18 protein-coding genes and 1 tRNA gene are annotated in these 22,509 nt (G+C 71.8%); 8 read left to right on the top strand and 11 right to left on the bottom strand.

Going from position 1 to position 22,509, the window contains the following annotated elements:
• Window positions 1-867: 867 nt before the first annotated feature.
• Window positions 868-1,272, bottom strand: coding sequence for an ATP-binding protein (locus RWE79_RS22065; RefSeq protein WP_475941789.1), 405 nt, complete (start codon window positions 1,270-1,272; stop codon window positions 868-870).
• A 221-nt stretch (window positions 1,273-1,493) separates the two neighbouring features.
• Between RWE79_RS22065 and RWE79_RS22060 the strand changes: the two genes are divergently transcribed.
• The 3 genes from RWE79_RS22060 to RWE79_RS22050 all read left to right on the top strand — a co-directional run bounded on the left by RWE79_RS22060 (window position 1,494) and on the right by RWE79_RS22050 (window position 7,426).
• A complete protein-coding gene (locus RWE79_RS22060; RefSeq protein WP_475941788.1) occupies window positions 1,494-4,391 on the top strand; it encodes an AfsR/SARP family transcriptional regulator in 2,898 nt (965 codons plus the stop codon).
• Between the two features lie 54 nt (window positions 4,392-4,445).
• Entirely contained in the window at window positions 4,446-5,204 is a 759-nt protein-coding gene (locus RWE79_RS22055) for a hypothetical protein (protein ID WP_475941787.1), read from the top strand.
• 239 nt (window positions 5,205-5,443) lie between these two features.
• A complete protein-coding gene (locus RWE79_RS22050) occupies window positions 5,444-7,426 on the top strand; it encodes an Ig-like domain repeat protein (protein ID WP_475941786.1) in 1,983 nt (660 codons plus the stop codon).
• 266 nt (window positions 7,427-7,692) lie between these two features.
• On the opposite strand, the gene RWE79_RS22045 is transcribed toward RWE79_RS22050, so the two are convergent.
• Complete coding sequence (locus tag RWE79_RS22045; RefSeq protein WP_475941785.1) at window positions 7,693-8,337, bottom strand: DsbA family oxidoreductase; 645 nt, start codon at window positions 8,335-8,337, stop codon at window positions 7,693-7,695.
• A gap of 634 nt (window positions 8,338-8,971) precedes the next feature.
• A tRNA-Thr gene (locus tag RWE79_RS22040) sits at window positions 8,972-9,044 on the bottom strand.
• A gap of 223 nt (window positions 9,045-9,267) precedes the next feature.
• Between RWE79_RS22040 and RWE79_RS22035 the strand changes: the two genes are divergently transcribed.
• From RWE79_RS22035 to RWE79_RS22025, 3 genes are all read left to right on the top strand, one after another.
• Window positions 9,268-10,386, top strand: coding sequence for an ABC transporter ATP-binding protein (locus RWE79_RS22035; protein ID WP_475941784.1), 1,119 nt, complete (start codon window positions 9,268-9,270; stop codon window positions 10,384-10,386).
• Between the two features lie 207 nt (window positions 10,387-10,593).
• The gene (locus RWE79_RS22030; RefSeq protein WP_475941783.1) at window positions 10,594-11,004 is read left to right on the top strand and encodes a hypothetical protein; all 411 of its coding nucleotides are present in this window, start codon (window positions 10,594-10,596) and stop codon (window positions 11,002-11,004) included.
• Between the two features lie 41 nt (window positions 11,005-11,045).
• Entirely contained in the window at window positions 11,046-11,774 is a 729-nt protein-coding gene (locus RWE79_RS22025) for a nucleotidyltransferase family protein (protein ID WP_475941782.1), read from the top strand.
• 132 nt (window positions 11,775-11,906) lie between these two features.
• On the opposite strand, the gene RWE79_RS22020 is transcribed toward RWE79_RS22025, so the two are convergent.
• The 6 genes from RWE79_RS22020 to RWE79_RS21995 all read right to left on the bottom strand — a co-directional run bounded on the left by RWE79_RS22020 (window position 11,907) and on the right by RWE79_RS21995 (window position 18,262).
• Window positions 11,907-13,484 (bottom strand): DoxX family protein, encoded by a 1,578-nt coding sequence (locus RWE79_RS22020; protein ID WP_475941781.1) that lies wholly within the window; start codon window positions 13,482-13,484, stop codon window positions 11,907-11,909.
• 262 nt (window positions 13,485-13,746) lie between these two features.
• Window positions 13,747-14,709 carry a 23S rRNA (guanosine(2251)-2'-O)-methyltransferase RlmB gene (gene rlmB, locus RWE79_RS22015; protein WP_475941780.1) on the bottom strand — a complete coding sequence of 321 codons (963 nt, stop codon included), beginning with the start codon at window positions 14,707-14,709 and terminating at the stop codon, window positions 13,747-13,749.
• Between the two features lie 70 nt (window positions 14,710-14,779).
• On the bottom strand, window positions 14,780-16,183 hold the full coding sequence (cysS, locus tag RWE79_RS22010) for a cysteine--tRNA ligase (protein WP_475941779.1): 1,404 nt from the start codon (window positions 16,181-16,183) through the stop codon (window positions 14,780-14,782).
• An 81-nt stretch (window positions 16,184-16,264) separates the two neighbouring features.
• Window positions 16,265-16,765 carry a 2-C-methyl-D-erythritol 2,4-cyclodiphosphate synthase gene (ispF, locus tag RWE79_RS22005; RefSeq protein ID WP_475941778.1) on the bottom strand — a complete coding sequence of 167 codons (501 nt, stop codon included), beginning with the start codon at window positions 16,763-16,765 and terminating at the stop codon, window positions 16,265-16,267.
• Window positions 16,755-17,486 carry a 2-C-methyl-D-erythritol 4-phosphate cytidylyltransferase gene (gene ispD, locus RWE79_RS22000; RefSeq protein WP_475945996.1) on the bottom strand — a complete coding sequence of 244 codons (732 nt, stop codon included), beginning with the start codon at window positions 17,484-17,486 and terminating at the stop codon, window positions 16,755-16,757. The genes ispF and ispD overlap by 11 nt, the downstream gene beginning before the upstream one ends.
• Before the next feature lie 293 nt (window positions 17,487-17,779).
• Complete coding sequence (locus tag RWE79_RS21995; protein ID WP_033174074.1) at window positions 17,780-18,262, bottom strand: CarD family transcriptional regulator; 483 nt, start codon at window positions 18,260-18,262, stop codon at window positions 17,780-17,782.
• Between the two features lie 570 nt (window positions 18,263-18,832).
• Here RWE79_RS21995 and RWE79_RS21990 point away from each other — a divergent pair.
• Complete coding sequence (locus RWE79_RS21990; RefSeq protein WP_475941777.1) at window positions 18,833-19,450, top strand: DUF461 domain-containing protein; 618 nt, start codon at window positions 18,833-18,835, stop codon at window positions 19,448-19,450.
• Window positions 19,451-19,503: 53 nt separating this feature from the next.
• Here the strand turns inward: RWE79_RS21990 and phoP are convergent, their stop codons facing one another.
• Both phoP and phoR read right to left on the bottom strand, forming a co-directional pair.
• Complete coding sequence (gene phoP, locus RWE79_RS21985; protein WP_127358923.1) at window positions 19,504-20,184, bottom strand: two-component system response regulator PhoP; 681 nt, start codon at window positions 20,182-20,184, stop codon at window positions 19,504-19,506.
• Window positions 20,181-21,434 (bottom strand): two-component system sensor histidine kinase PhoR, encoded by a 1,254-nt coding sequence (gene phoR, locus RWE79_RS21980; protein ID WP_475941776.1) that lies wholly within the window; start codon window positions 21,432-21,434, stop codon window positions 20,181-20,183. Before phoR ends, phoP begins: the two co-directional genes overlap by 4 nt.
• Before the next feature lie 204 nt (window positions 21,435-21,638).
• Between phoR and phoU the strand changes: the two genes are divergently transcribed.
• Window positions 21,639-22,325 (top strand): phosphate signaling complex protein PhoU, encoded by a 687-nt coding sequence (phoU, locus tag RWE79_RS21975; protein WP_475941775.1) that lies wholly within the window; start codon window positions 21,639-21,641, stop codon window positions 22,323-22,325.
• Window positions 22,326-22,509: the final 184 nt, after the last annotated feature.

The following is a 22,509-nucleotide window of genomic DNA, read 5'->3' as shown; positions in this document are numbered from 1 at the left end:
ACCTGCCACCGTCGGGCCCACGGCCCGGGGAACCTGCCACCCAGGACCCACCGCCCCGGGACCCACCGCCCCGGGACCGCCACCCCGGAACCCGACGCCCGGGGACCACCACCGTCGGGCCCACGGCCCGGGGGACCCGCCACCCCGGGGACCGCCACCGTCGGGCCCACAGCCCGGGGAACCTGCCACCCCGGGACCCACCGTCCCCCGGGACCTGCCGCCCGGGGGACCTGCCACCCCCGGAACCCGCCACCCCGGGGACCGCCACCGTCCGGCCCACGGCCCGGGGGACCCGCCACCCCGGGGACCGCCACCGTCCGGCCCACGGCCCGGGGGACCCGCCACCCGGGACCCACCGTCCCCCGGGACCTGCCGCCCGGGGGACCTGCCACCCCCGGAACCCGCCACCCCGGGGACCGCCACCGTCCGGCCCACGGCCCGGGGGACCCGCCACCCCGGGGGACCTGCCACCGTCCGGCCCACGGCCCGGGGGACCCGCCACCCGGGACCCACCGTCCCCCGGGACCTGCCGCCCGGGGGACCTGCCACCCCCGGAACCCGCCACCCCGGGGACCGCCACCGTCCGGCCCACGGCCCGGGGGACCCGCCACCCCGGGGGACCTGCCACCGTCCGGCCCACGGCCCGGGGGACCCGCCACCCGGGACCCACCGTCCCCCGGGACCCACCGCCCCGGGGACCGCCACCGTCCGGCCCACGGCCCGGGGGACCCGCCACCCCGGGGGACCTGCCACCGTCCGGCCCACGGCCCGGACCGCTGCCCCGGGCCTGCCTGGCGGAGGTCCGCCGGAACTCCGCCGGCAGGCCCTGCCCCGGCGCCGCGGACCCCCACCCGCAGCGCCGGGAGTTCAGTCACGCGGCCCGGCGCACTCGAACCACACGTCCTTGCCGGTGAGGGTCATCTCGACGCCCCACCGGCAGCAGACGTGGTCCAGCAGGTGCAGGCCGCGGCCCGACTCCGCCTCGTGGTCCGGCTCCCTGAGCCGTGGCCTGGCGCGGTCCCGGTCGCTGACGGCGACACGTACGCCGTCCGCCGTCTCCTCCATCCGCAGCCGGCAGTGGCGGGAGACGGCGTGCTTGTAGACGTTGGTCATCAGCTCGACGACACCCAGGAGAACGTCGGGGACCAGCTGTTCGCGGTCCCACAGCAGCAGCCTGACGCGCACGGTGGACCGTACGTGCTCCAGCGTCTCGGGGGTGACCTCAAGGGCCATGTCGAGCTGCCGGAAGCCCGTCTGCCGGGTTGCGTCCATCAGCCGCTCTCCACCGCGCTTCCCCCTGGTTCGTCCCACCACCGTCCGACCCCTGTACGGCCGGTGGCGGCGCCTGCCTGTGGACCACTGTGCATCGGACGTATGTGCGCGAAGTTGTCGGTATGTTGTCGGCGGTAAGCGCTGTACATACGGCAGTTGCACGGGGGAGCGCCCAGCCTGCGGCAGGCGGCGGCGCTCGGGACGAGGGGGGTGGCGCGGGCGTGGTGGAATTCCGGCTGCTGGGCCCGGTGGAGATCACCGCGGACGGCCGGGCGGCGGATCTGGGACCTCCGCAGCGGCACGGCGTGCTGGCCGCGCTCGCGGTGGACGCCGGGCGGCAGGTCTCGGCCGAGACCCTGGTCGCCCGGGTCTGGGGCGAGGACGCCCCGGACGGGGCGCGACGGGCGCTGCACGCGCATGTCGCCCGTATCCGGCGGGTACTGGAGCAGACCGGCGGGGCGCACCTGGTCCGCCGGGTCGGCGGCTACGTCCTGGAGGCCGGGCCCGAACAGGTCGACGTGCTGCGCGTCCGGCGGCTGGCCGAGCGGGCCACCGCGCCCGGCGCCGCGGTCGCCGGGCGCGCGGCGCTGCTGCGCGAGGCGCTGGAGCTGTGGCGGGGCGAGCCGCTGGCCGGGGTGTCGGGGCCGTGGGCGGTCCGGGTCCGCGAGAGCTGGCACCGGCAGTACGTGGAGACCACGGTGACCTGGGCCAACGCGGAGCTGAGCCTGGGCAACCACAGCCAGGTGCTGAACCGGCTGCACGGCCTGGTGACCGAACACCCCCTGATCGAGCCGCTGGCCGCGGTACTGATGCGCACCCTGCACGCCGTCGGCCGCACCGCCGAGGCGCTGGACCACTACGCGGTCACCCGCGCCTACCTGGCCGAGGAGCTCGGCACCGACCCGGGGGCCGAACTGCGCGCCCTGCACCGGGCGTTGCTGCGCGGCGAGCTCGCCGCGCCGGGCGCCGTCACGGTAACCGCCCCGGGCGCCGCCCCGGGCGCCGTCGCGGCAGCCGTCACGGGCGCGGTCCAGGAGCAGCCGCTCCAGGAGCCGCCGGTCCCGCGGTCCGCCGTCCCCGCGCAGTTACCCCTGGGCGTACCGGGGTTCGCCGGGCGTGGTGACCAACTGGGCTCGCTCGACGCCTTCCTGGACGGTGCGACGGACGGACCCGCCACCCGCGTGATCGTCCTGTCGGGCACCGCCGGGGTCGGCAAGACCTCGCTGGCGGTGCACTGGGCCCGCCGCGCCGCCGAGAAGTTCGACGACGGCCAGCTGTACGTCAACCTGCGCGGCTTCTCCCCCTCCGGCACCGTGATGTCCCCCGCCGAGGCGATCCGCGGCTTCCTGGACGCCCTCGACGTACCGGCCCCCCGCATCCCCCTCGGGCTCGACGCCCAGATCGGCCTGTACCGCAGCCTGCTCGCCAACCGGCGGATGCTGGTGGTGCTGGACAACGCGCGCGACGCCGACCAGATCCGCCCCCTGCTGCCCGGCAGCCCCACCGCGATGGTGGTCGTGACCAGCCGCGACCAGTTACCCAGCCTCCTCGCCACCGAGGGCGCCCGCTCCCTGTCCCTGGACACCCTCTCCCCCGCCGAGGCCCGCGAACTGCTCGCCGCCAGGCTCGGCCCGGCCCGGGTCGCCGCGGAGCCGGACGCCGTCGCCGAGATCATCTGCCGCTGCGCCCGCCTGCCGCTGGCCCTGGTCGTCGCCGCCGCCCGCGCCGCCGCCCACCCGGACTTCCGTCTCGCCGCCCTCGCCGACGAACTGCGCGACGCCCGGGGCGGCCTGGACGGCTTCGACGGCGGCGACGCCCTGACCGACGTACGGGCCGTGCTGTCCTGGTCGTACGACACCCTGGGTGCCGACGCCGCTCGCCTCTTCCGGCTCCTGGGCCTGCACCCCGGCCCCGAGGTGTCCGCGGCCGCCGCCGCGAGCCTGGCCGGTGTCACCGTCCGGCAGGCCAGGCAGCTGCTCACCAGGCTGACCCGCGCGCACCTGGCCACCGAGCGGGTCTCCGGCCGGTACATCCTGCACGACCTGCTGCGGGTCTACGCCGCCGAGCTGGCCCACACCCGGGACACCGCCGAGGAACGCCACGCGGCCGTGCGCCGCGGGCTCGACCACGTCCTGCACACCGCCCACGCCGGTGACCGGCTGCTCGACCTGCACCGCGAGGTGCTCCCGCTGGGGCCGCCGCTGCCCGGGGTGACGCCCGAGGAGTTCGCCCACGCCGGTCAGGCCCTGGACTGGTTCACCGTCGAGCACCCGGTGCTGCTGGCCGCGCTCGGCCAGGCCGCCCAGGGCGGGTTCGACTCCCATGTGTGGCAACTGGCCTGGGCGCTGCCGTCCTTCTTCGGCCGCCGCGGCCACTGGAACGACGACATCGTCACCCAGCGCATCGCCATCGCCGCCGCCCGCCGCCTCCCCCCGGGTCCCGCCCGCACCGAGGCCCTCACCGAGACCCACCGCAGCCTCGGCCGCGCCCACGCCCACCTCGGCGACTACGCGGACGCCCTCGCCCACCTGCGTACGTCGATGGAGCTGTCCGGCGAGCACAGTGACGACATCGGCCGGGCCCGCGCCCTCCTGCACATCGCCATCGTCCTGTCCTGGCAGGGGCACTGGCCCGAGGCCCTGCACCACTCCCTGCAGGCCCTGGACGTCTACACCGCCGCCGGCCACCCGTCCGGCCGGGCCAAGGCCCTCAACTCCGTCGGCTGGGCCAGGATCCATCTCGGCGAGCCCCGCGAGGCTCTCGACGACTGCCACGAGGCCCTCGGCATCCTCCGCGGCGGCGACCACAGCAACTTCGAGGGCCCCATCCTGGACAGCATCGGCCTCGCCCACCACCACCTCGGCGACCACCCCCGGGCCATCAGCCACTACCACCAGGCCATCGCCGCCTACCAGGAGTTCGGCGACCTCCTGGGCCAGGCCCGCTCCCTGGACCGCCTCGGCGACACCCACCGCGCCGCCGGCGACCCCGCGGCCGCCCACCGCGCCTGGCGGGACTGCGCGGAGCTCCTGGAGAGCCTCAGCCACCCCAACGCGGCCGCCGTACGGGCCAAGCTCGCCGCCGACCCGGAGGACGGCCGGAGTGAACCAACCCCGTGAATTAACAGCACCGTTCAGGAGATGTACAACAACTTCCTGCGTACGATCACATCCATGACTGATCCGACGCAAAACGGCCCGGTTCCCGGTCAGCCAACCCCTCCTCCCCAGCCGCCCACGGCCCCACCGCAGGGCTGGCCGACCGCCCCTCCACAGCAGGGCGGTTACGCCTACGGCAGACCCCCGGCACCCCCCGCAGCACCCGCCGACCCCGCCGTCCTGGACCGGATATGCGGCGGCCTGCTGATCCTCGCCGCCGCGCTGACCGTCGGCGGCTCCTTCGCCGTCATGGACCGGTCCGTCGACTCCAGCGGCGGCACCGACCCGGACAACCTCTTCACCTCCGTGGCGAAGGCCTGGTCCTACAGCTCCGGCGCGGCGTCGTCCCAGACCTCGGTCACCCAGCTCTTCGGCGTCCCGCTGCTGATCGGCAGCGTCCTCGCCGTCGTCGCCGCCGTACTCCTGCTGGCCGGCCTCGGCCGCCGGATCGCCCTGGTGCGCGTCCTCGCAGTCGCCGGAGCGGGACTGCTCGCCGGCACGACCCTGACGGTCGCCACCTCGTCGGTGAACGACACCCAGTGGGACAGCGCCAAACGCACCACCACCCTCGGCGCGGGCTTCTGGCTGATCGGCCTCGCCTGTCTCGTAGCCCTGGCCGCCGCGGCCCTGGCAACCCTCACCACCCGTACCCCGGCCACCACCACCCCCCGTCCCGCCCCCGCCGCACCCCCGGCCCCCTGGGGACCGCCCGCCCCCCAGCACCACCACCAGCCCCCCTCTGCCCCAGCCGGCCCCCCACCCCCCACCGGCTGACGCAGAGGGCTCGGCCTCAGCGGGGGTGCCGCAGGGCGAGCCTTCGAGGACGGCGAGAGCTGTGACCACTGCCCGGCGAGGCGGGCTGCCGCGTCGGCTGTGCCCGCCCCACGGAACCGGCACGGGATGCCCGGGGCAGTCACCGCCTCGTCGCGGACATGACCTAGTCTTCGCTCACCGCCTGGCGCATCTGATCATCGCCCGGTCCTCTCATCGCTTCGTCCCGGGAGTCCGACATCGTGCCTGTGCGCACTCTTCCGGCCGTCACCGCAGTGGCGGTTCTGTTCAGCTCCGTCGCTCTGATCGGCTCCGTCGCCGCACCGGCCCTTGCCGACAGCAGCGCCGTCCTGCCGGTCTCCTCAAGCGGGGACATCGCGGTGGACGGAGTCCACCACCTGGTCTTCATCAGTGATCCGACGAGCGGCAAGGTCGTCGCCACCGACTACAGCGGCACAGTCCGGGGCACGATCGGATCGCTGCCGGGCGTGACCGGACTCGAACTGTCCGCCGACTCCGGCACGATGTACGCCGCCGTGCCGGGCGCCGACGCGATCGCGGCGATCGATACCGCCACCTTGACGGAGTCCGCGCGGTACGCGACCGGCGACGCCACCGACCCGAAGTACCTCGCTCTCGCGGGCGGCAAGATCTGGTTCGGGTACGGCACTGCCGGCAACGGCGACATCGGCTCGCTGGACCTGACCGGCGACGAGCCCGTGGTGACCCTCGGCCAGGACGGCAGCACCGGCTGGAAGGCGGCGCCGATACTCGCCTCGACGCCGGGCGCCCCCGATGTCCTGGCCGCCGGAGACCCGACCTGGGGCTCGCCCCTGCTCGGCATGTACGACCTGGCCAACGGCACGGCGACCCGCACCGCCGTCAGGGAAACCTCACACACCCAGACCCTGGACCTGGCGCTCACCCCGGACGGCAGCCGTCTCATCACGGCCAACGGGGACGACCACGCGTGGGTCTGGCAGACCTCGGACCTGGCCGAGGCGGGGTCCTACGTCACCGCGTACCAGGCCGACGCGGTGGCGGTCGCGGCCGACAGCACCGTGGCGGCGGGCAACTACGCCGCCTACGAACCGGACCTCTACGTTTTCAGGCCCGGCACCACAGTCCCGGTCCAGGAGTACGACTTCCCCAACACCAGCCACACCACGGCCGCCGACACCGTGACCGTCGGGGGCCTGGCCTGGGAGCCGGGCGGCACCCGCCTGTTCGCGGTGACCACCAACGACGAGGGCGTGGTCTCCCTCCGCCTGCTGACCGACCCCGCGAAGGCCGTCACCACGGTGACGGTCAGCGCCCCGGCCAAGGCCGACCTGGCCAAGCGCCTCACGGTCACCGGCACAGCCTCCGCCGAGCTGCCGCTCGCGGCCGGCACCCCGCTGACGGTCACCCGCACCGACATGGAGTCCCCGAACGGCAAGGCGCTGCCCGACACCACCGTCAAAGCGGACGGCACCTTCTCGTTCACCGACACCCCGCCCGCCGGCAGCAAGGTCGAATACACCGTCCACTACGCCGGCGACACCGCCCACCTGGCCGCTGGCGGCACCGACACCGTCGATGTCTCCCGCCACGCCACCGGCCTGTCGGTGAACAAGAACGGCAACGTCTACTCCTACGGCACAGACGTGAAGTTCACCGCCCGCCTCGGCACGACGTACAAGAACCGCGTCGTCGAGATCTGGGCCAACCCCTACGGCTCCGACAAGCCCGACACCCTGATCAAGAAGGGCGCCGTCAACTCCGACGGCAACCTGTCGGCGACCGTGGACATGAAGCGCAACACCGTCGTCACCGCGGTCTTCACCGGCGACGCCCGCTACGCCCCGAAGACCGCGAAGTCGACCGCCTACGCCAAGGTGAAGATCTCCACCTCCGTCTCCAAGCACTACAAGACGGGCAGGATCGGCACCCACACGTACTACTACTTCCACAAGAGCACCGACCCGGTGCACGCCACGACCATGACCCGCCACCAGGCCCGCGAGCAGATCCTTCAGATCCAGGTGTACGCCAACGGCACCTGGCACACGACGGTGACCGACGAGTTCCCGCTGAGCTCCAAGGGGGTGTCCACGATCCACCTGGAGGCCCCGGGCAAGTCCGGCGTGCATGCCCGGATCCGCTCCTCGTACATCAAGAACTCGGAGGACAACGTGAACTACACCACCCACGGTGCCTGGAAGTACCTCTACTTCACCAGCTGAGCCCAGGCCGGCGGGCACCGCCGCTCCTGCCCGCCCGGGCATGTCATCCGCGCTCAGCTGGACTCTGCCCATCGGCTGCGACATCGTCGCAGCCGATCATCACCTACCACCGGCTCACGGCTGCCGGCTGCCGGCTGCCGGCTCACGGCTGCCCGCTGCCCGCTGCCCGCTGCCCGCTGGAACAGGTTCCGCGGTGGGCAGCAGCGCGGACAACATAGCCCGTGTCCAGGATTCCGGGTCAAGGCCCAAACGCTTGTGCCGGACCTCTACGCTGCCGATCGCTCCGTCCAGGCCTGTTCCAGCGCCTGGGTGAACATCTCGGCCGGCTGAACGCCACTGACCCCGTAGCGCCGGTTCAGGACGAAGAACGGTACTCCACTCGCGCCCATCTCGGCGGCCAACCGTTCGTCGGCCCGCACCTCTTCAGCGTACGCATCCGGATTGTCGAGCACTTCTCGCGCTCCGGCCTCGTCCAGTCCCACCTCGACGGCCAGGCTCACCAGAGTCTCCCTGTCATAGACCGAACGCTCGTCCGCGAAGTTCACCCGGAAGGCGAGATCCATCAACTCGACCTGAAGGTCGGAGGACTTGGCGAAGTGCAGGAGACGGTGAATGTCAAAGGTGTTCCCGAAGACACGCCCGCCGATGCGGAACCCCAGGCCCACGGACGCCGCCATGGCCGCAGCCTGCTCTTCCCTGGCGATCTGTTGCTCACGGGTGCGCCCGTACTGTGCCGCGACCGCGTCGATGATCGGTACGGTGCCGGTTTCGGCCTCCGGATTGAGCTCGAACGACCGGTGCACCAGCTCCACCCGATCACGGTGCGCAAAGGCCGCGAGCCCCTGACTGAATCGCGCATTACCGACATAACACCACGGGCATGCTATATCGGTCCAAATCTCAACGCGCATATGCGGCATCTCCCTGCATGTGAGGGCCGCACGCGTACAGAACCTGCAGCACGGCGGCGAGGGCGCCCGGCCCGACCGGCGAGACGTGACACCCCTGTACATTACCTACTAGACGACCGGTCGCCTAGCATAGGCGACCGGACAGCCGGCCGCAAACACGGGCATTGTGATGTGGTCCCGGTACGGGCACTCCGCCGCATGGCGGAAAGACGGCAGCCGGTGCGCGAGTCCGAAAACCGGAACGGGCGTCAGGACCTCTACGAACACCCCGGCCGCGGGGCAGGCGTTCACGCGCCTGACGAAGAAGCTCGGCCTGCCGCCGGTGCGCTGCACGACCTGCGGCACTGCGCGGCAACGCTGTCTCTGGCCGCCGGCCCGCACATGAAGGCGATCCGGATGCCACTGGGGCACGGTTGCCGCTCGCTGACGGCTGACACCTACACCTCGGTGCTGCCGCAGTTCGGGGAAGCCCAGGCCCAAGCCCCGCTCGCCCTGGTTCCGCGCGAGTCGCCGGCGCGGCGGGATGCCGCCCAGGAACCGGGCCGGAGGCGAAGCCCGACGTTCCCACGGGATCAGCAGACCCCTCGGAGATCAACTCCAAGGGGTCGTTTCCATGCCTTGACGCAAGTCGGAGAGCCGCCTGTCGGATTCGAACCGACGACCTTCGCTTTACAAGAGCGGTGCTCTACCAGCTGAGCTAAGGCGGCATGGCGGGCCGCCCACATTCATGGACGGACGCCAGCAAGCAGTGTACCCAGCACGTAGCGGGGGGCGGGCCGGAAATTCGTCACCATCGAAGGGCCTCGGACTACTGACAAGCAGGTGGGTGGCCAGGTAGCGTCACCCGAAGTCCATGAATTCATGGACTAGACCTCTTTCCTTTACTCGGATCGTCCGGCACGTTCCTGCCGGTGAAGGGACCACATCACCATGGCCACTGTCACTTTCGACAAGGCAACCCGGATCTACCCGGGCTCCGAGAAGCCCGCTGTGGACGGCCTGCAGATCGACGTCGGCGACGGGGAGTTCCTCGTCCTCGTCGGCCCGTCCGGCTGCGGCAAGTCCACCTCCCTGCGCATGCTGGCCGGCCTGGAGGACGTCAACGCCGGCGCCATCCGCATCGGTGACCGGGACGTCACCCACCTGCCGCCGAAGGACCGGGACATCGCGATGGTGTTCCAGAACTACGCGCTCTACCCGCACATGACCGTCGCCGACAACATGGGCTTCGCGCTCAAGATCGCCGGTATCAACAAGGCGGACATCCGCAAGCGGGTGGAGGAGGCCGCGAAGATCCTCGACCTCACGGAGTACCTCGCGCGCAAGCCGAAGGCGCTCTCCGGCGGTCAGCGGCAGCGTGTGGCGATGGGCCGCGCGATCGTGCGTGAGCCGCAGGTGTTCCTGATGGACGAGCCGCTGTCGAACCTCGACGCCAAGCTGCGCGCCTCGACCCGTACCCAGATCGCGACGCTCCAGCGGCGCCTGGGCACCACCACCGTCTACGTCACCCACGACCAGGTCGAGGCCATGACGATGGGCGACCGGGTCGCGGTGCTCAAGGACGGCCTGCTCCAGCAGCTGGACACGCCGCGCTCGATGTACGACCGCCCGGCGAACCTGTTCGTGGCCGGCTTCATCGGCTCGCCCGCGATGAACCTGGTCGAGGTGTCGATCGTCGACGGTGGCGTCAAGTTCGGGAACTCGATCATCCCGGTGAACCGGGAGTCGATCTCGGAGGCGTCGAGCAAGGGCGACTCCACGGTCACCGTGGGCATCCGGCCGGAGCACTTCGACCTCGTCAGCGACGAGACCGAGGGCCTGTCCAAGGGCGACCCGGCCGGCGTGCCGGTGACGGTGAACGTGGTCGAGGAGCTGGGCTCCGAGAGCAACGTCTACGGCACGGCGAGCATCGGCGGCACGGAGAAGGACCTGGTCATCCGGGTGCACGGCCGCAAGGTGCCGGAGAAGGGCGAGGTCATCCACGTGGTGCCGCGCGGTGGCGAGACGCACGTGTTCTCCACCTCGTCCGGCGAGCGCCTCAGCGACTGACCCAGGACGCCGTCCAGGACCTGACGGCCCGGTTCTCCTTACGGGGGACCGGGCCGTACGTCTGTGCGCAGCCTGTCGACAAACACCCTCAACCGACGGCCTTTCGAGCATGTTCGTCAACCCGCTCCCAAACGATCCAGGGGATTTCATCACTCGTCAGAGTGGCTAAATGTCGCCATATCATTACTCCTCGCTACCATCACTGCCGTGAACCAGGTAGCCAGCCGCATCGGCAAGACACTCGCCTTCGTACTCCCGGTCGTCCTCGTACTCTCCGGGACCCTCGCCGTCACCCGCGTCCCGTGGGCCTCGTCGGCGTCCGAGGCCCAGACCCTCACCGCCGCGCACCCCCGGGCCGCGGACGTCACCCGTTCCGCCCCGCAGGAGGTGCTGCGGCGCCGACTGCTCGGCGAGCTCCAGGAGAAGAACCCGGGCTCCGCGCTGACCAGCCTCCAGCGGGAGATGGCGGAGCGTCCGTCGCTCGCCCAGTACTGCGGCTCCATCGCACGGTCCCTGGGCCGTGCCGCCGCGGTCCGTTACGGCTCGCAGCGCGCCCAGAACTGGTCCCGGCCGGTGTGTGACACCGCCTTCGCGAGCGGCGTCGCTTCGCTCGGCTGACCTGGAGACCTGGGGCCATGACCTCACGTAGGGTGCGCTTCATGACAGGCGCGCTCCCTTCCGTCACCCAGGCCGTCCTCCTCGCCGGAGGGCAGGGGTCGCGACTGCGGCCCTATACCGACACCCGCCCCAAGCCGATGATCGAGATCCCGGGCACCGGGACACCGATCATCGGCCATCAACTCACCTGGCTGGCCGCCGAGGGCGTCACCGACGCCGTGGTCTCGTGCGGCCACCTCGCCGATGTCCTCCAGGAGTGGCTGGACTCGACGGACCTGCCGCTGCGGGTCACCACCGTCGTCGAGACCGAGCCCCTCGGGCGCGGCGGCGGCCTCAAGTACGCCGCCAAGTCCCTGCCCCGGCCCGACGAGGCCTGGTACGCCACCAACGGCGACATCTGGACCCGCTTCTCGCTGCGCGAGATGGCCGCCTTCCACTACGAACGCGCCGCCACCGCCACCCTTGCCCTCGCCCGGCCGCGGATCCCCTGGGGCGCCGTCGAGACCAACGAGTTCGGCCAGGTGCTGGACTTCGTCGAGTCGCCGCCGTCACCGTTTCTCATCAACGCCGGTGTGTACGTCTTCGACCCGGAGTTCACCGGGCTGCTGCCCGAGCGCGGCGACCACGAGCGCACCACCTTCCCCCAACTGGCCCGGGAACGGCGGCTGGCGGGCTACCCGCTGCCCCAGGGGGCCTACTGGCGGGCCATCGACACCGCGAAGGACCTCACCGAGGCGGCGAAGGAACTGGCCGCTCAGCCGCCGCTGTAGGGCTTCGCCGGATACGGCACCGCATACGTGAAAGGGGCGGGCCGGAAGGAATTGTCCTTCCGGCCCGCCCCGTTCACGTACCCGTCCGCGTACCCGTTCACGTACCCGTCCGCGTACCCCTCCGCGTGCGGCTCAGGCGGCTCCGCGCGGCGAGGAGGCCGGGCGGCGTTCGCCGGACATGCCCAGCAGCCAGCCGGAGGTCTCCCCGCTGCCGAGGAGGCCGCCGAGAGCGCCGCCGCTGTCCGAGGAACCGCCGCCGCTGCCGCCGCCGCTTCCACCGCTGCTGCTGCCGCCGCCACTGCCGCCCGTGCTGCCGCCGCCTCCGCTGCTGCTGCCGCCCCCGGAGGTCGGGGAGGGCACGCTGCTGCTGTGCGTCGGCCGGGGCGCGGCGGACGGCACCGACTGGACGGGGCTCGTCCCGGTACCGCCGGTGGTACCGCTCTGCCGGGCGGCACCCCTCGTCGGCGTCGAGGAGGAGCCGGCCGACGTGGCGGACGGCTTGGCCGAGGCCGACGGCGAGGCGTCCGCCGACTTCGAGGCCGACGGCGTACCGGAGGAGCTGCCGCTGGCCTCGCCGGAGACCTCCGGCAGCGGGGAGCCGTTCTGGTTGTTGGTGGGCAGGTCGGTCGGGCCGGGCAGCTCGGAACGCGTCGACGTGGACCGTACGGCCGCGCCGAGCGTGGAGCCGACCACCAGGGTCAGCCCGACCAGCACCGTCGCCAGCACCATGCCTCGGCGCAGCACCCGGCGGCGCAGGTCCCACAGGTCGGCGCGGGGGCCGAGCCGGCGCCAGGCCTCGCCGGCGAGGCGGCCGTCGACCGAGTAGACCGGGGCCCCGGCGATGACCAGCGGGCTCCAGGCGGCCAGGTAGATGATGTCCGGCGCGTCGTAGACCGCGACGGTCCGCCAGCTCACCGTCAGCAGCAGCGCGGCGGACAGCAGTACGCCGACGCCGGCCGCCACCCGCTGCCACAGGCCGCAGATGGTCAGCACACCGGCGATCACCTGGAGGAAGGCGATGGTCAGACCCGCGCCCACCGGATGCCCGAGGGCGAGGTCGCGCAGCGGCTCCGCGGCGGCCCAGGGGTGCAGGGAGGCCAGCCAGGTGACCATGGAGCCGCGCTTGCCGCCGTCGAAGTAGACCGGGTCGCAGAGCTTGCCCATGCCGGCGTAGATCGAGATGAAGCCGAGGAAGACGCGCAGCGGCAGCAGCACGATGCCGAGGTTCATCCGGCGGCCCGGATACCAGGCGTGCCGCACCGGATCCGCGTGCTTGCGGCCCCGGCGTCGCTCGCCGACCGGGAACTCCTCGTCCGGATCGCCGTACCCGTCGTCGAAGGCGCCCTGCGCGGGGAGCATTCCGCCCAGCATCTCGCCGGGCGCCGGCCCGGAGGGAGGCCGGCGCGGCCCGGCGACCGTCGGGTGCGGTCGTGTCCGGTCGTCGATCCGGGGCAGGACCTGGGTCGTCGCCCCGGCCGGCTCGGCGGCCTCCGCGACACCGGCTCCCATGACGTTCTGCATCAGCTGCGCCTGCGACGCCGACACGACATGCGTGCGCCGCTGCGCGGCGGCGGAGGGGCGCACTGCGCTCGGGATGAGCGGCATCCGCTGGTTCCGTTGCAGCGCCCGGGCCGACGCCGCCCCGAGCTGCACGCGGAAGCTCGCGTGATTGACGATGACCTGCGCCGGGTCGGAGTGCACCTTCACCATGCTGAGCGCGGGCTCGTCCGGTGCCGACGACGACCGTCCCCCCGGGGGCGTGCGGGCTGTTCTGGTGTCCACACTCATCTAACCGAGTGACGCGCGATTAGGACACTGTCTGACGGGTCACGACATGTCGGAGCCGCGTCAAGCAGCGCCCTGCCCCGGCGGCGCGCCCCGCGCAGGCGGCGGCGTGCCCCCGCTCAACCCCGCCAACGCGCCCGCTCAGCCCCGCCGGCGCCCCCGCTCAGCCCCGCCAACCCGCCCGCGCTCAGGCCCGGCGGCGCGCCGCCTCGTACAGCACGATCCCCGCCGCGACACCCGCGTTGAGGGACTCCGCGCCGCCCGGCATCGGGATCCGGACCCGTACGTCGCAGGTCTCGCCGACCAGCCGGGACAGGCCCTTGCCCTCGGAACCGGCGACGATGACCACCGGGCCGGAGAGCGCCTCCAGCTCGTGGAGCTCGACCTCGCCGTCGGCGGCCAGGCCGACGACGGTCAGGCCGGCCTTCTGGTACGCCTCAAGGGTCCGGGTCAGGTTCGTGGCACGGGCGACCCGGACCTTGGCGGCGGTACCGGCCGAGGTCTTCCAGGCACCGGCGGTCATACCGGCCGCGCGGCGCTCGGGGACCACCACGCCGTGACCGCCGAAGGCGGCGACGGAGCGGACGACCGCACCGAGGTTGCGGGGGTCGGTGACGCCGTCGAGGGCCACGATCAGCGGGTCGTCGTGGGCGTCGGCGGCGATGTCGGCCAGTTCCTCGGGGTGCGCGTACTCGTACGGCGGGATCTGGAGGACCAGGCCCTGGTGGTTGAGGCCGTTGGTGATGCGGTCCAGCTCGGGGCGCGGGGCCTCCATCAGCGGGATGCCGCGCTCGGTGGCGAGCTTGACGGCCTCGCGGACGCGCTCGTCGGTGTCGATGAACTGCTGGACGTACACCGCCGTCGCCGGGATGTCCGCGCGCAGCGCCTCGACCACCGGGTTGCGCCCGGCGACCAGCTCCGAGGTGGACTTGGAACCGCGCCCGGACGGGCGGCGCGACTGCCCGGACGAGGCCGAGGCGCGCTTGGCCGCGGCGTTGGCGATGCGGTTCTTCTTGTGTCCCTTGCGGACGTCGGCGGGCGGCGTCGGCCCGCGGCCCTCCAGGCCCTTGCGCCGCTGCCCGCCGCTACCGACCGTCGCGCCCTTCTTGTTGGACGTGCGCCGGTTTCTCCGCTGGCTGTTGCCGGCCATGGGTCACCCAATCTCTTACTGCTCGGTGCTGCTCAGACAAAAGTCGTATGTATATGCGGTCAAGGGTCCCTCAGTGCGAGCCGAGAGACCACCGCGAGCCGCTCGGGGTGTCCGTGATCTCCAGCCCGGACTGCTGCAGCTGGTCACGGATGGCGTCGGCCGTGGCGTAGTCCTTGCGGCCCCGCGCGGCTGCCCGCTGCTCCAGCACCAGCCGTACGAGGGAGTCGACCACCCCGTGCAGATCCGCGCCGCGCTCGCTCTCGCCGGAGGCCCAGTGCTCGTCGAGCGGGTCCAGGCCGAGGACGCCCAGCATGGCGCGTACCTCCGACAGGCGGGCGACGGCGGTCTCCTTGTCGTCGGCGCCGAGCGCGGAGTTGCCCTGCCGGACAGCGGTGTGGACGATCGCCAGCGCCTGCGGGACCCCCAGGTCGTCGTCCATCGCCTCGGCGAAGGCCGGCGGCACCTCGCGGGCCGGCTCGACGGTCTTGCCCACCTTCTCCCGCACCCGCTGCACGAAGCCCTCGATGCGCGCGAAGGCCGACTCCGCCTCGCGCAGGGCCTCCTCGCTGTACTCGATCATCGAGCGGTAGTGCGGGGTGCCCAGGTAGTAGCGCAGCACGATCGGCCGCCAGCGCTTGGTCATCTCGCTGACCAGCACCGAGTTGCCGAGCGACTTGCTCATCTTCTCGCCGCTCATGGTGACCCAGGCGTTGTGCACCCAGTAGGCGGCGAAGTCGTCGCCCAAGCCCTTGGCCTGGGCGATCTCGTTCTCGTGGTGCGGGAAGATCAGGTCGATGCCGCCGCCGTGGATGTCGAAGGCGGAGCCCAGGTACTTGTGGGCCATCGCCGAGCACTCCAGGTGCCAGCCGGGACGGCCGCGCCCCCAGGGGGTCTCCCAGCTCGGCTCGCCGGGCTTGACGGCCTTCCACATCGCGAAGTCGCGCGGGTCGCGCTTGCCGGTCTCGCCCTCGCCGGAGGGCTGGAGGAGGTTGTCCAGCTCCTGGTTGGAGAGGCTGAGGTAACCGTCGTACGAGCGCACGTCGAAGTAGACGTTGCCCTCGGCCTCGTAGGCGTGGCCCCGCTCGATCAGGCCGCGCATCATCTCGATCATCTCGGGGACGTGCCCGGTGGCGCGCGGCTCGTACGTGGGCGGCAGGCAGCCCAGCGCGTCGTAGCCGGAGTTGAAGGCCCGCTCGTTCTCGTAGCCGATGGACCACCAGGGGCGGCCCTGCTCTGCGGACTTCGCGATGATCTTGTCGTCGATGTCGGTGACGTTGCGGATGAAGGTGACGTCGTAGCCGCGGTAGGCGAACCAGCGGCGCATGATGTCGAAGTTGAGGCCCGACCGGATGTGCCCGATGTGCGGGGCCGCCTGCACGGTGGCGCCGCACAGGTAGATCGAGACACAGCCCGGGACAAGCGGGACGAAGTCACGGACCTGGCGCGCGTCGGTGTCGTACAGGCGAATAGTCACGCATCAAGGGTAGTGGCCCGAAGTGGGTGTCGTGGCCGTGTGGTAGCGGGGTTCACGGTCTTGTGACGGTGCGGCTCACTCTTACGAGTGCCGGTTCACCACCAGCGCGGTCGCGACCGCCGCCAGTCCCTCCTCGCGCCCGGTGAAACCGAGACCGTCCGTTGTGGCGCCGGAGACCGAGACGGGGGCCCCGACCGCCCCCGAGAGCACCTTCTGCGCCTCTTCGCGCCGCTTGCCCACCTTCGGCCGTACGCCGACGACCTGTACGGCGACGTTGCCGATCTCGAAGCCCGCCTCGCGCACGATCCGGGCCGCCTCCGTGAGCAAGGTCACACCGGACGCGCCGGCCCATTCCGGGCGACCGGTGCCGAAGTGCGCCCCGAGGTCGCCGAGTCCGGCGGCGGAGAACAGCGCGTTGCAGGCGGCGTGCGCGACCACGTCGGCGTCGGAGTGCCCGGCCAGGCCGTCGCCCTCGCCCTCCCAGAGCAGCCCGGCCACCCACAGGGGCCGGCCGGGCTCGAAGGCGTGGATGTCGGTGCCGATACCGACCCGGGGGATCCCGGAGGGCGTCTCAGTAGCCATCGGTTGCGCGCCTCCTGGCGAGTACGGCCTCGGCGAGTACGAGGTCGAGCGGACGGGTGACCTTGAAGGCCTCCTCGTGGCCCGGCACGACCACGACCTGGACGCCGAGCCGCTCGACCATGCCGGCGTCGTCGGTGACCTCGGAGGTGATGGTGGCATGGGCCCTGACGAGGGTGGCCCGGTCGAAGCCCTGCGGGGTCTGCACGGCACGCAGCAGGGCCCGGTCGGGGGTGCCGGTCACGGCGTCGGTCGCCGGGTCGATCTGCTTGACGGTGTCCGCGAGCGGCAGCCCGGGTACGACGGCGGGGGCCCCGTCGCGCACGGCGGCGGCGACGGCGTCGACCAGGTCGACCGGGACCAGCGGGCGGGCGGCGTCATGGACCAGGACGACATCGACCTCGTCGGGGAGCGCGGCCAGGCCCAGCCGGACCGACTCCTGGCGGCTCTCACCGCCGGCGACGACCCTTATGTCCCGGGTCTCGGGGAGCCCGTGGCTGTCCAGCAGGGCACCGACCTCGGCGACCCCGTCGGGCGGGGCCACCACCACGACCAGCGACACCGCGCGGGCGCGGGTCATGGCCCTTACGGCGTGCACCAGGATCGGGAGGCCGCCCAGCGTGCGCAGCGCCTTGGGCGCGCCGGGGCCGAGACGGACTCCGCGTCCGGCGGCGGGAATGACAACGGCGGTAGTCAGGTTTGTGTCCTTGGCCGAGGTGGGTATCGCCTCAACGAGCCGGGCGCGTAACCCTCGCGGGGCCCTTCCGTGAACCCCGCGTCGGTGACGGCCGCCCGGAATCGTCAAGCGCGCTGACGCGCGTAAGTATCGCGCACGACGCGACCGCGTACGGCGACATGCCGAGCTTATCGATCTTGGCCGGCTCGATCCCGGCCCGGGTCGTTCCCCGCTCCGACGTCATGGGCGGCGTCACGGGGGACAGGCCTGCGGCATCCGGACGCGCGCATGCCGCAGTGCCCGGCGTGCGTATCGCACCGGGCACCGCGGCATGTCGAACTTCAGGACGCGAGAACCTCGTCGAGGAGCGCCTCGGCCTTGTCCTCGTTGGTGTTCTCAGCGAGTGCGAGCTCACTGACCAGAATCTGGCGGGCCTTGGCGAGCATGCGCTTCTCGCCGGCCGACAGCCCGCGCTCCCGCTCACGACGCCACAGGTCGCGGACCACTTCGGCGACCTTGATCACATCGCCCGAGGCGAGCTTCTCCAGATTTGCCTTGTAGCGGCGGGACCAGTTGGTGGGCTCCTCGGTGTACGGTGCGCGCAGCACCTCGAAGACCCGGTCCAACCCCTCCTGACCGACCACGTCACGTACACCGACGAACTCCGCATTGTCCGCGGGCACACGTACCGTCAAGTCGCCCTGGGCGACCTTGAGCACCAAGTAGGTCTTGTCCACGCCTTTGATCTGGCGGATTTCGATAGCCTCGATCAGCGCGGCCCCGTGATGGGGATAGACCACGGTGTCGCCAACCTTGAACGTCATGTGACAGGTACCCCTTCCGTGGCTATCCATGCTAACACGGGAACGGCCCGTTCTGAATGGCGTTTTCGCAGGTCAGGGCATATCTCGGGGCTTGACAAGTGCGGCCGGGGCGTGCTGGAGGCGACGCCTCCGGCGAGGTATTCGCAGGTCGGAGCGGGTGTGCGGGGAGGGCGAAACGCCCCCGTCACACACCCCGGAGTGACACGGACGGGGGAGATACATCCACTTTTGTCCCTCCCCTGCGAGTGGACAACCGCTACTCCGTTCGGCCCTCGGCACCACCGGGTGATCCAATTTCGTACGGGCCCGGATTTACGGCCGGTGGACCGCCGTTAAATCGATCTTGCGCGGTGCGGGAATCGTCCGGCGTAATCCCGGAAAGGATTCCGGACCGCCGCGCGGGTGACGACCGGCTCGCCGAAGGCCGCCCCGGTGCGGGCCCACGGCGGCGGCTCGGTAACCTAAGGCCGCTGTCAGTCGCCTTGCCCCGTACCCCGTACGGGGTGAACCCGCGTCCGTACGTGTGCCCTTACCTGTCCCCGTACCTGCCCTATAGGAGATGCCGCCGCCGTGAGCAGCAGCCTTCGACGCGGCGCCCTCGCCGCCGCCCTCGCGCTCTCGATCGCCCCGCTCGCCGCATGCGGCGCCGGTAACAACGCGCAGACGCTGGGGGTGAAGCCCGACAACGCGGCGACCACCGTCGGCGACATCCAGATCGCCAACGCGATCGTGCTGACCAAGGCCGACGCCCAGGGGGACTCCGTGGTCTCCGCCACCGTCTTCAACAACGGCAGCCAGAAGCAGACCATCCAGGCGGTCACCGTCGGCTCCGCCAAGAACGCCACGCTGGCCGACCGGGACGGCGGCCAGACCATCACCGTCCCGGCCCACGGCTCGGTGCTGCTGGGCGGCAAGGGCAACGCGTCGGTGTCCGTCCCGCACAGCGGCGAGGGCAAGCGCGACGGCGACTTCCAGCAGGTCACCTTCGACATGAGCACCACCGGCGCGGTGTCGGTGCACGCCCTGGTCCGGCCGGCGACCGGCTATCTCGCCTCCTTCGGCCCGACGGCCGGCGCGTCGGCCTCCCCTTCGGCGTCCGCCTCGGCGAGCACGTCGTCGAGCGCCTCCGCGAGCTCCTCGGCCTCCGCTTCGGCCTCCGCCTCCGCCTCCGCCTCCAGCACGGGCTGAGGGGCCCGGGGCTCGGCCCCGGACCCCTCAGGCACATCACGCCACGCCGGGGTTTACGGCTCGAACTTGTAGCCGAGGCCCCGGACCGTGACGAGGTAGCGGGGCGCGCCCGGGTCGGGCTCGATCTTGGCGCGCAGCCGCTTGACGTGGACGTCGAGGGTCTTGGTGTCACCGACGTAGTCGGCGCCCCAGACCCGGTCGATGAGCTGCATACGGGTCAGGACGCGCCCGGCGTTGCGCAGGAGCATCTCCAGCAGGTCGAACTCCTTGAGGGGCAGGTCGACCTTGCCGCCGCCGACGGTGACGACGTGGCGGTCCACATCCATCCGTACCGGCCCGGCCTCCAGAGCGGCCGGCGAGATCTCCTCGGGCTCGCCGCGGCGGCGCAGGACGGCCCGGATCCGCGCGACCAGCTCGCGCGAGGAGAACGGCTTGGTGACATAGTCGTCGGCTCCTATCTCCAGGCCGACGACCTTGTCGATCTCGCTGTCCTTGGCGGTCACCATGATGACCGGGACATTGGACTTCAGCCGCAGCTGACGGCAGACCTCGGTGCCGGGCAGACCCGGCAGCATCAGGTCGAGAAGAACCAGGTCGGCGCCGTTGCGTTCGAACTCGTCCAGCGCGTCGGGCCCGGTCGCCGATACGGCGACCTCGAAGCCCTCCTTGCGGAGCATGTACGACAGCGCGTCGCTGAAGGATTCTTCGTCCTCTACGACGAGTACACGGGTCACGGAAGGACCTCCGGGGCAGGGATGTGATCAGGGAACGTCTCGTACAGACGGCCGTCGTCGTCGGCCAGGGCGGCGGCGACAGGGTCGCGTGCGGCGATCCCGGACTCCGGGAGTCGCAGGGTGAAGGTGGAGCCCTGGCCTTCGGCGCTCCACACCGTGACCTCCCCGCCGTGCGAGGCGGCCACGTGCTTGACGATGGACAGACCGAGACCGGTGCCGCCGGTGGCGCGGGAGCGCGCCGGGTCGACCCGGTAGAACCGCTCGAAGATGCGGTCCCGGTCCTTCTCGGAGATGCCGATGCCCTGGTCGGTCACGGAGATCTCGATGAGATCGCCGCCGGGCGCGGCTATCCGGCGGCCCGCTATACCCACACGGGTGCGGACCGGGCTGTAGTTGACCGCGTTCTCGACGAGGTTGCCGAGTGCGGCGGCGAGCTGGCCGCGGTTGCCCCAGATCTTGAGATCGGGGCCGCCGCCGGTGGCCATGGTGATCTGCTTGGCGTTCGCCTGGTGCCGGCAGCGGTCGACCGCCTCGGCGACCAGGTCGTCGACCGGGACCGCCTCGGCGTCGTCCAGCGGGCTGTCGTCCTGGACCCGGGAGAGGTCGATGATCTCCTGGACCAGGCTGGTGAGCCGGGCGGCCTCGTGCTGCATCCGCCCGGCGAAGCGGATGACCGCCTCCGGGTCGTCGCTGGCGTCCATCACCGCTTCGGACAGCAGTGACAGCGCGCCGACCGGTGTCTTGAGCTCATGGCTGACGTTCGCGACGAAGTCGCGCCTTACGGCCTCGATCCGCCGGGCCTCGGTCAGGTCCTCCACCAGCAGCAGCACCAGCCGCGACCCGAGCGGGGCCACCCGCGCGGAGACCGCCAGCCCCTCGCCGCGGCCCGCGCCACGGCGCGGCAGCTCCAGCTCGACCTGGCGTATCTCGCCGTCCCGCCGGGTCTCGCGGGCCATCTGCAGCATCTGGTCGACGGCCAGCCGGCCGCCTCGTACCAGCCCGAGGGCGTACGCCGCCGAGCTTGCCTTGACGACCGTGTCGCCCTCGTCGAGGACGACCGCCGAGGAGCGCAGCACGGACAGGACCGTGTCGACACCCGGCGGCAGCACGACTGCTTCGTCGGACCGCATGGAGGCGCGGGTGGGACGGGCCTGCTCCCGCTCGCTCCAGCGGAACGCGAGCACCGCGATGACGCCGGTCAGAAGACCTGCGATCGCTGCTGCTGCGGCCACTGCCGCGTTCACGTCCATGCCCACCAGACTAGGCTGACGAATCAGGCTGGTCACAGCCATGGGAGCTGGTTCTCGAACGTACGTTGCCAAGAGTTCACCGTGGTGTCAGGACTGGTTCATCCTGGATGTCCGGCCGGTACGCGTTCACCCATGAGCGTGGGAGCGTGGGGACAGGCCAGTCTCTGGCCGTACGGAAACGCCAGAGGGAACGGAAGGACAGCGATGCGGGACGCATATCACGAGGAACTCGACTCGATCGGTGACGGTCTGGTCGAGATGGCCCGGCTGGTCGGCTCGGCGATCGGGAGGGCCACCACCGCGCTGCTCGACGCCGACCTGAACATCGCGGAGAGCGTGATCGCCGCCGACGAGAAGGTCGACGACCTGCAGCGCGAGCTGGAGAACCGGGCGGTCACGCTGCTGGCCCGGCAGCAGCCGGTCGCCACCGACCTGCGGATCGTCGTGACCAGCCTGCGGATGAGCGCCGACCTGGAGCGTTCCGGCGACCTGGCCAGGCACGTCGCCAAGCTGGCCCGGCTCCGCTTCCCGGCCAGCGCGGTCCCCGCCGACCTGCACAGCACCATCCTGGAGATGGGCCAGCTGGCGCAGCGCCTGATGGCCAAGGCCGCCGAGGTCATCGTCACCAAGGACGTCGACGACGCGCTCCAGCTGGAGCAGGACGACGACCGTATGGACGAGCTCCACCGCGCGCTCTTCCAGCACCTCCTGGACGACCGCTGGAAGCACGGCATCGAGACCGCCGTCGACGTGACCCTGGTCGGCCGGTACTACGAACGCTTCGCCGACCACGCCGTCTCGGTCGCCAAGCGGGTCGTCTTCCTCGTCACCGGTGAGCACGCGGACGAGCTCACCCCGCCCCCCACCCCGGTGGCGGCGGAGCCCGCCTGAGCGCTTTGTGCCTCTCTGCGCCGTTGATGCGCCGTTGATGCGCCCGCCCCGGGCCGCCTTCACTGGTGCGGAGGCATCAAGCCGAGGAGGGTAACCATGCAGGACTCCCCCACACCACCGACCGTCCGAGACCAGCCGTCACTTGAACTGGGCCCGTGGCCCGGCAGGACCCAGCTGCCGATAC

This window comes from Streptomyces sp. RLA131, assembly GCF_056270125.1.
This window is presented reverse-complemented; position numbering and strand designations above follow the sequence as displayed.

What these genes read in the sequence shown, in the direction of transcription:
- phoR (WP_475941776.1), bottom strand. Translation starts at nt 21,434, where the DNA reads ATGGACGTGAACGCGGCAGTGGCCGCAGCAGCAGCGATCGCAGGTCTT.
- RWE79_RS22035 (WP_475941784.1), top strand. Translation starts at nt 9,268, where the DNA reads ATGGCCACTGTCACTTTCGACAAGGCAACCCGGATCTACCCGGGCTCC.
- RWE79_RS21995 (WP_033174074.1), bottom strand. Translation starts at nt 18,262, where the DNA reads ATGACGTTCAAGGTTGGCGACACCGTGGTCTATCCCCATCACGGGGCC.
- rlmB (WP_475941780.1), bottom strand. Translation starts at nt 14,709, where the DNA reads ATGGCCGGCAACAGCCAGCGGAGAAACCGGCGCACGTCCAACAAGAAG.
- ispF (WP_475941778.1), bottom strand. Translation starts at nt 16,765, where the DNA reads ATGGCTACTGAGACGCCCTCCGGGATCCCCCGGGTCGGTATCGGCACC.
- RWE79_RS22065 (WP_475941789.1), bottom strand. Translation starts at nt 1,272, where the DNA reads ATGGACGCAACCCGGCAGACGGGCTTCCGGCAGCTCGACATGGCCCTT.
- RWE79_RS22045 (WP_475941785.1), bottom strand. Translation starts at nt 8,337, where the DNA reads ATGCGCGTTGAGATTTGGACCGATATAGCATGCCCGTGGTGTTATGTC.
- RWE79_RS22025 (WP_475941782.1), top strand. Translation starts at nt 11,046, where the DNA reads ATGACAGGCGCGCTCCCTTCCGTCACCCAGGCCGTCCTCCTCGCCGGA.
- RWE79_RS22020 (WP_475941781.1), bottom strand. Translation starts at nt 13,484, where the DNA reads ATGGTGAAGGTGCACTCCGACCCGGCGCAGGTCATCGTCAATCACGCG.
- phoU (WP_475941775.1), top strand. Translation starts at nt 21,639, where the DNA reads ATGCGGGACGCATATCACGAGGAACTCGACTCGATCGGTGACGGTCTG.
- RWE79_RS22055 (WP_475941787.1), top strand. Translation starts at nt 4,446, where the DNA reads ATGACTGATCCGACGCAAAACGGCCCGGTTCCCGGTCAGCCAACCCCT.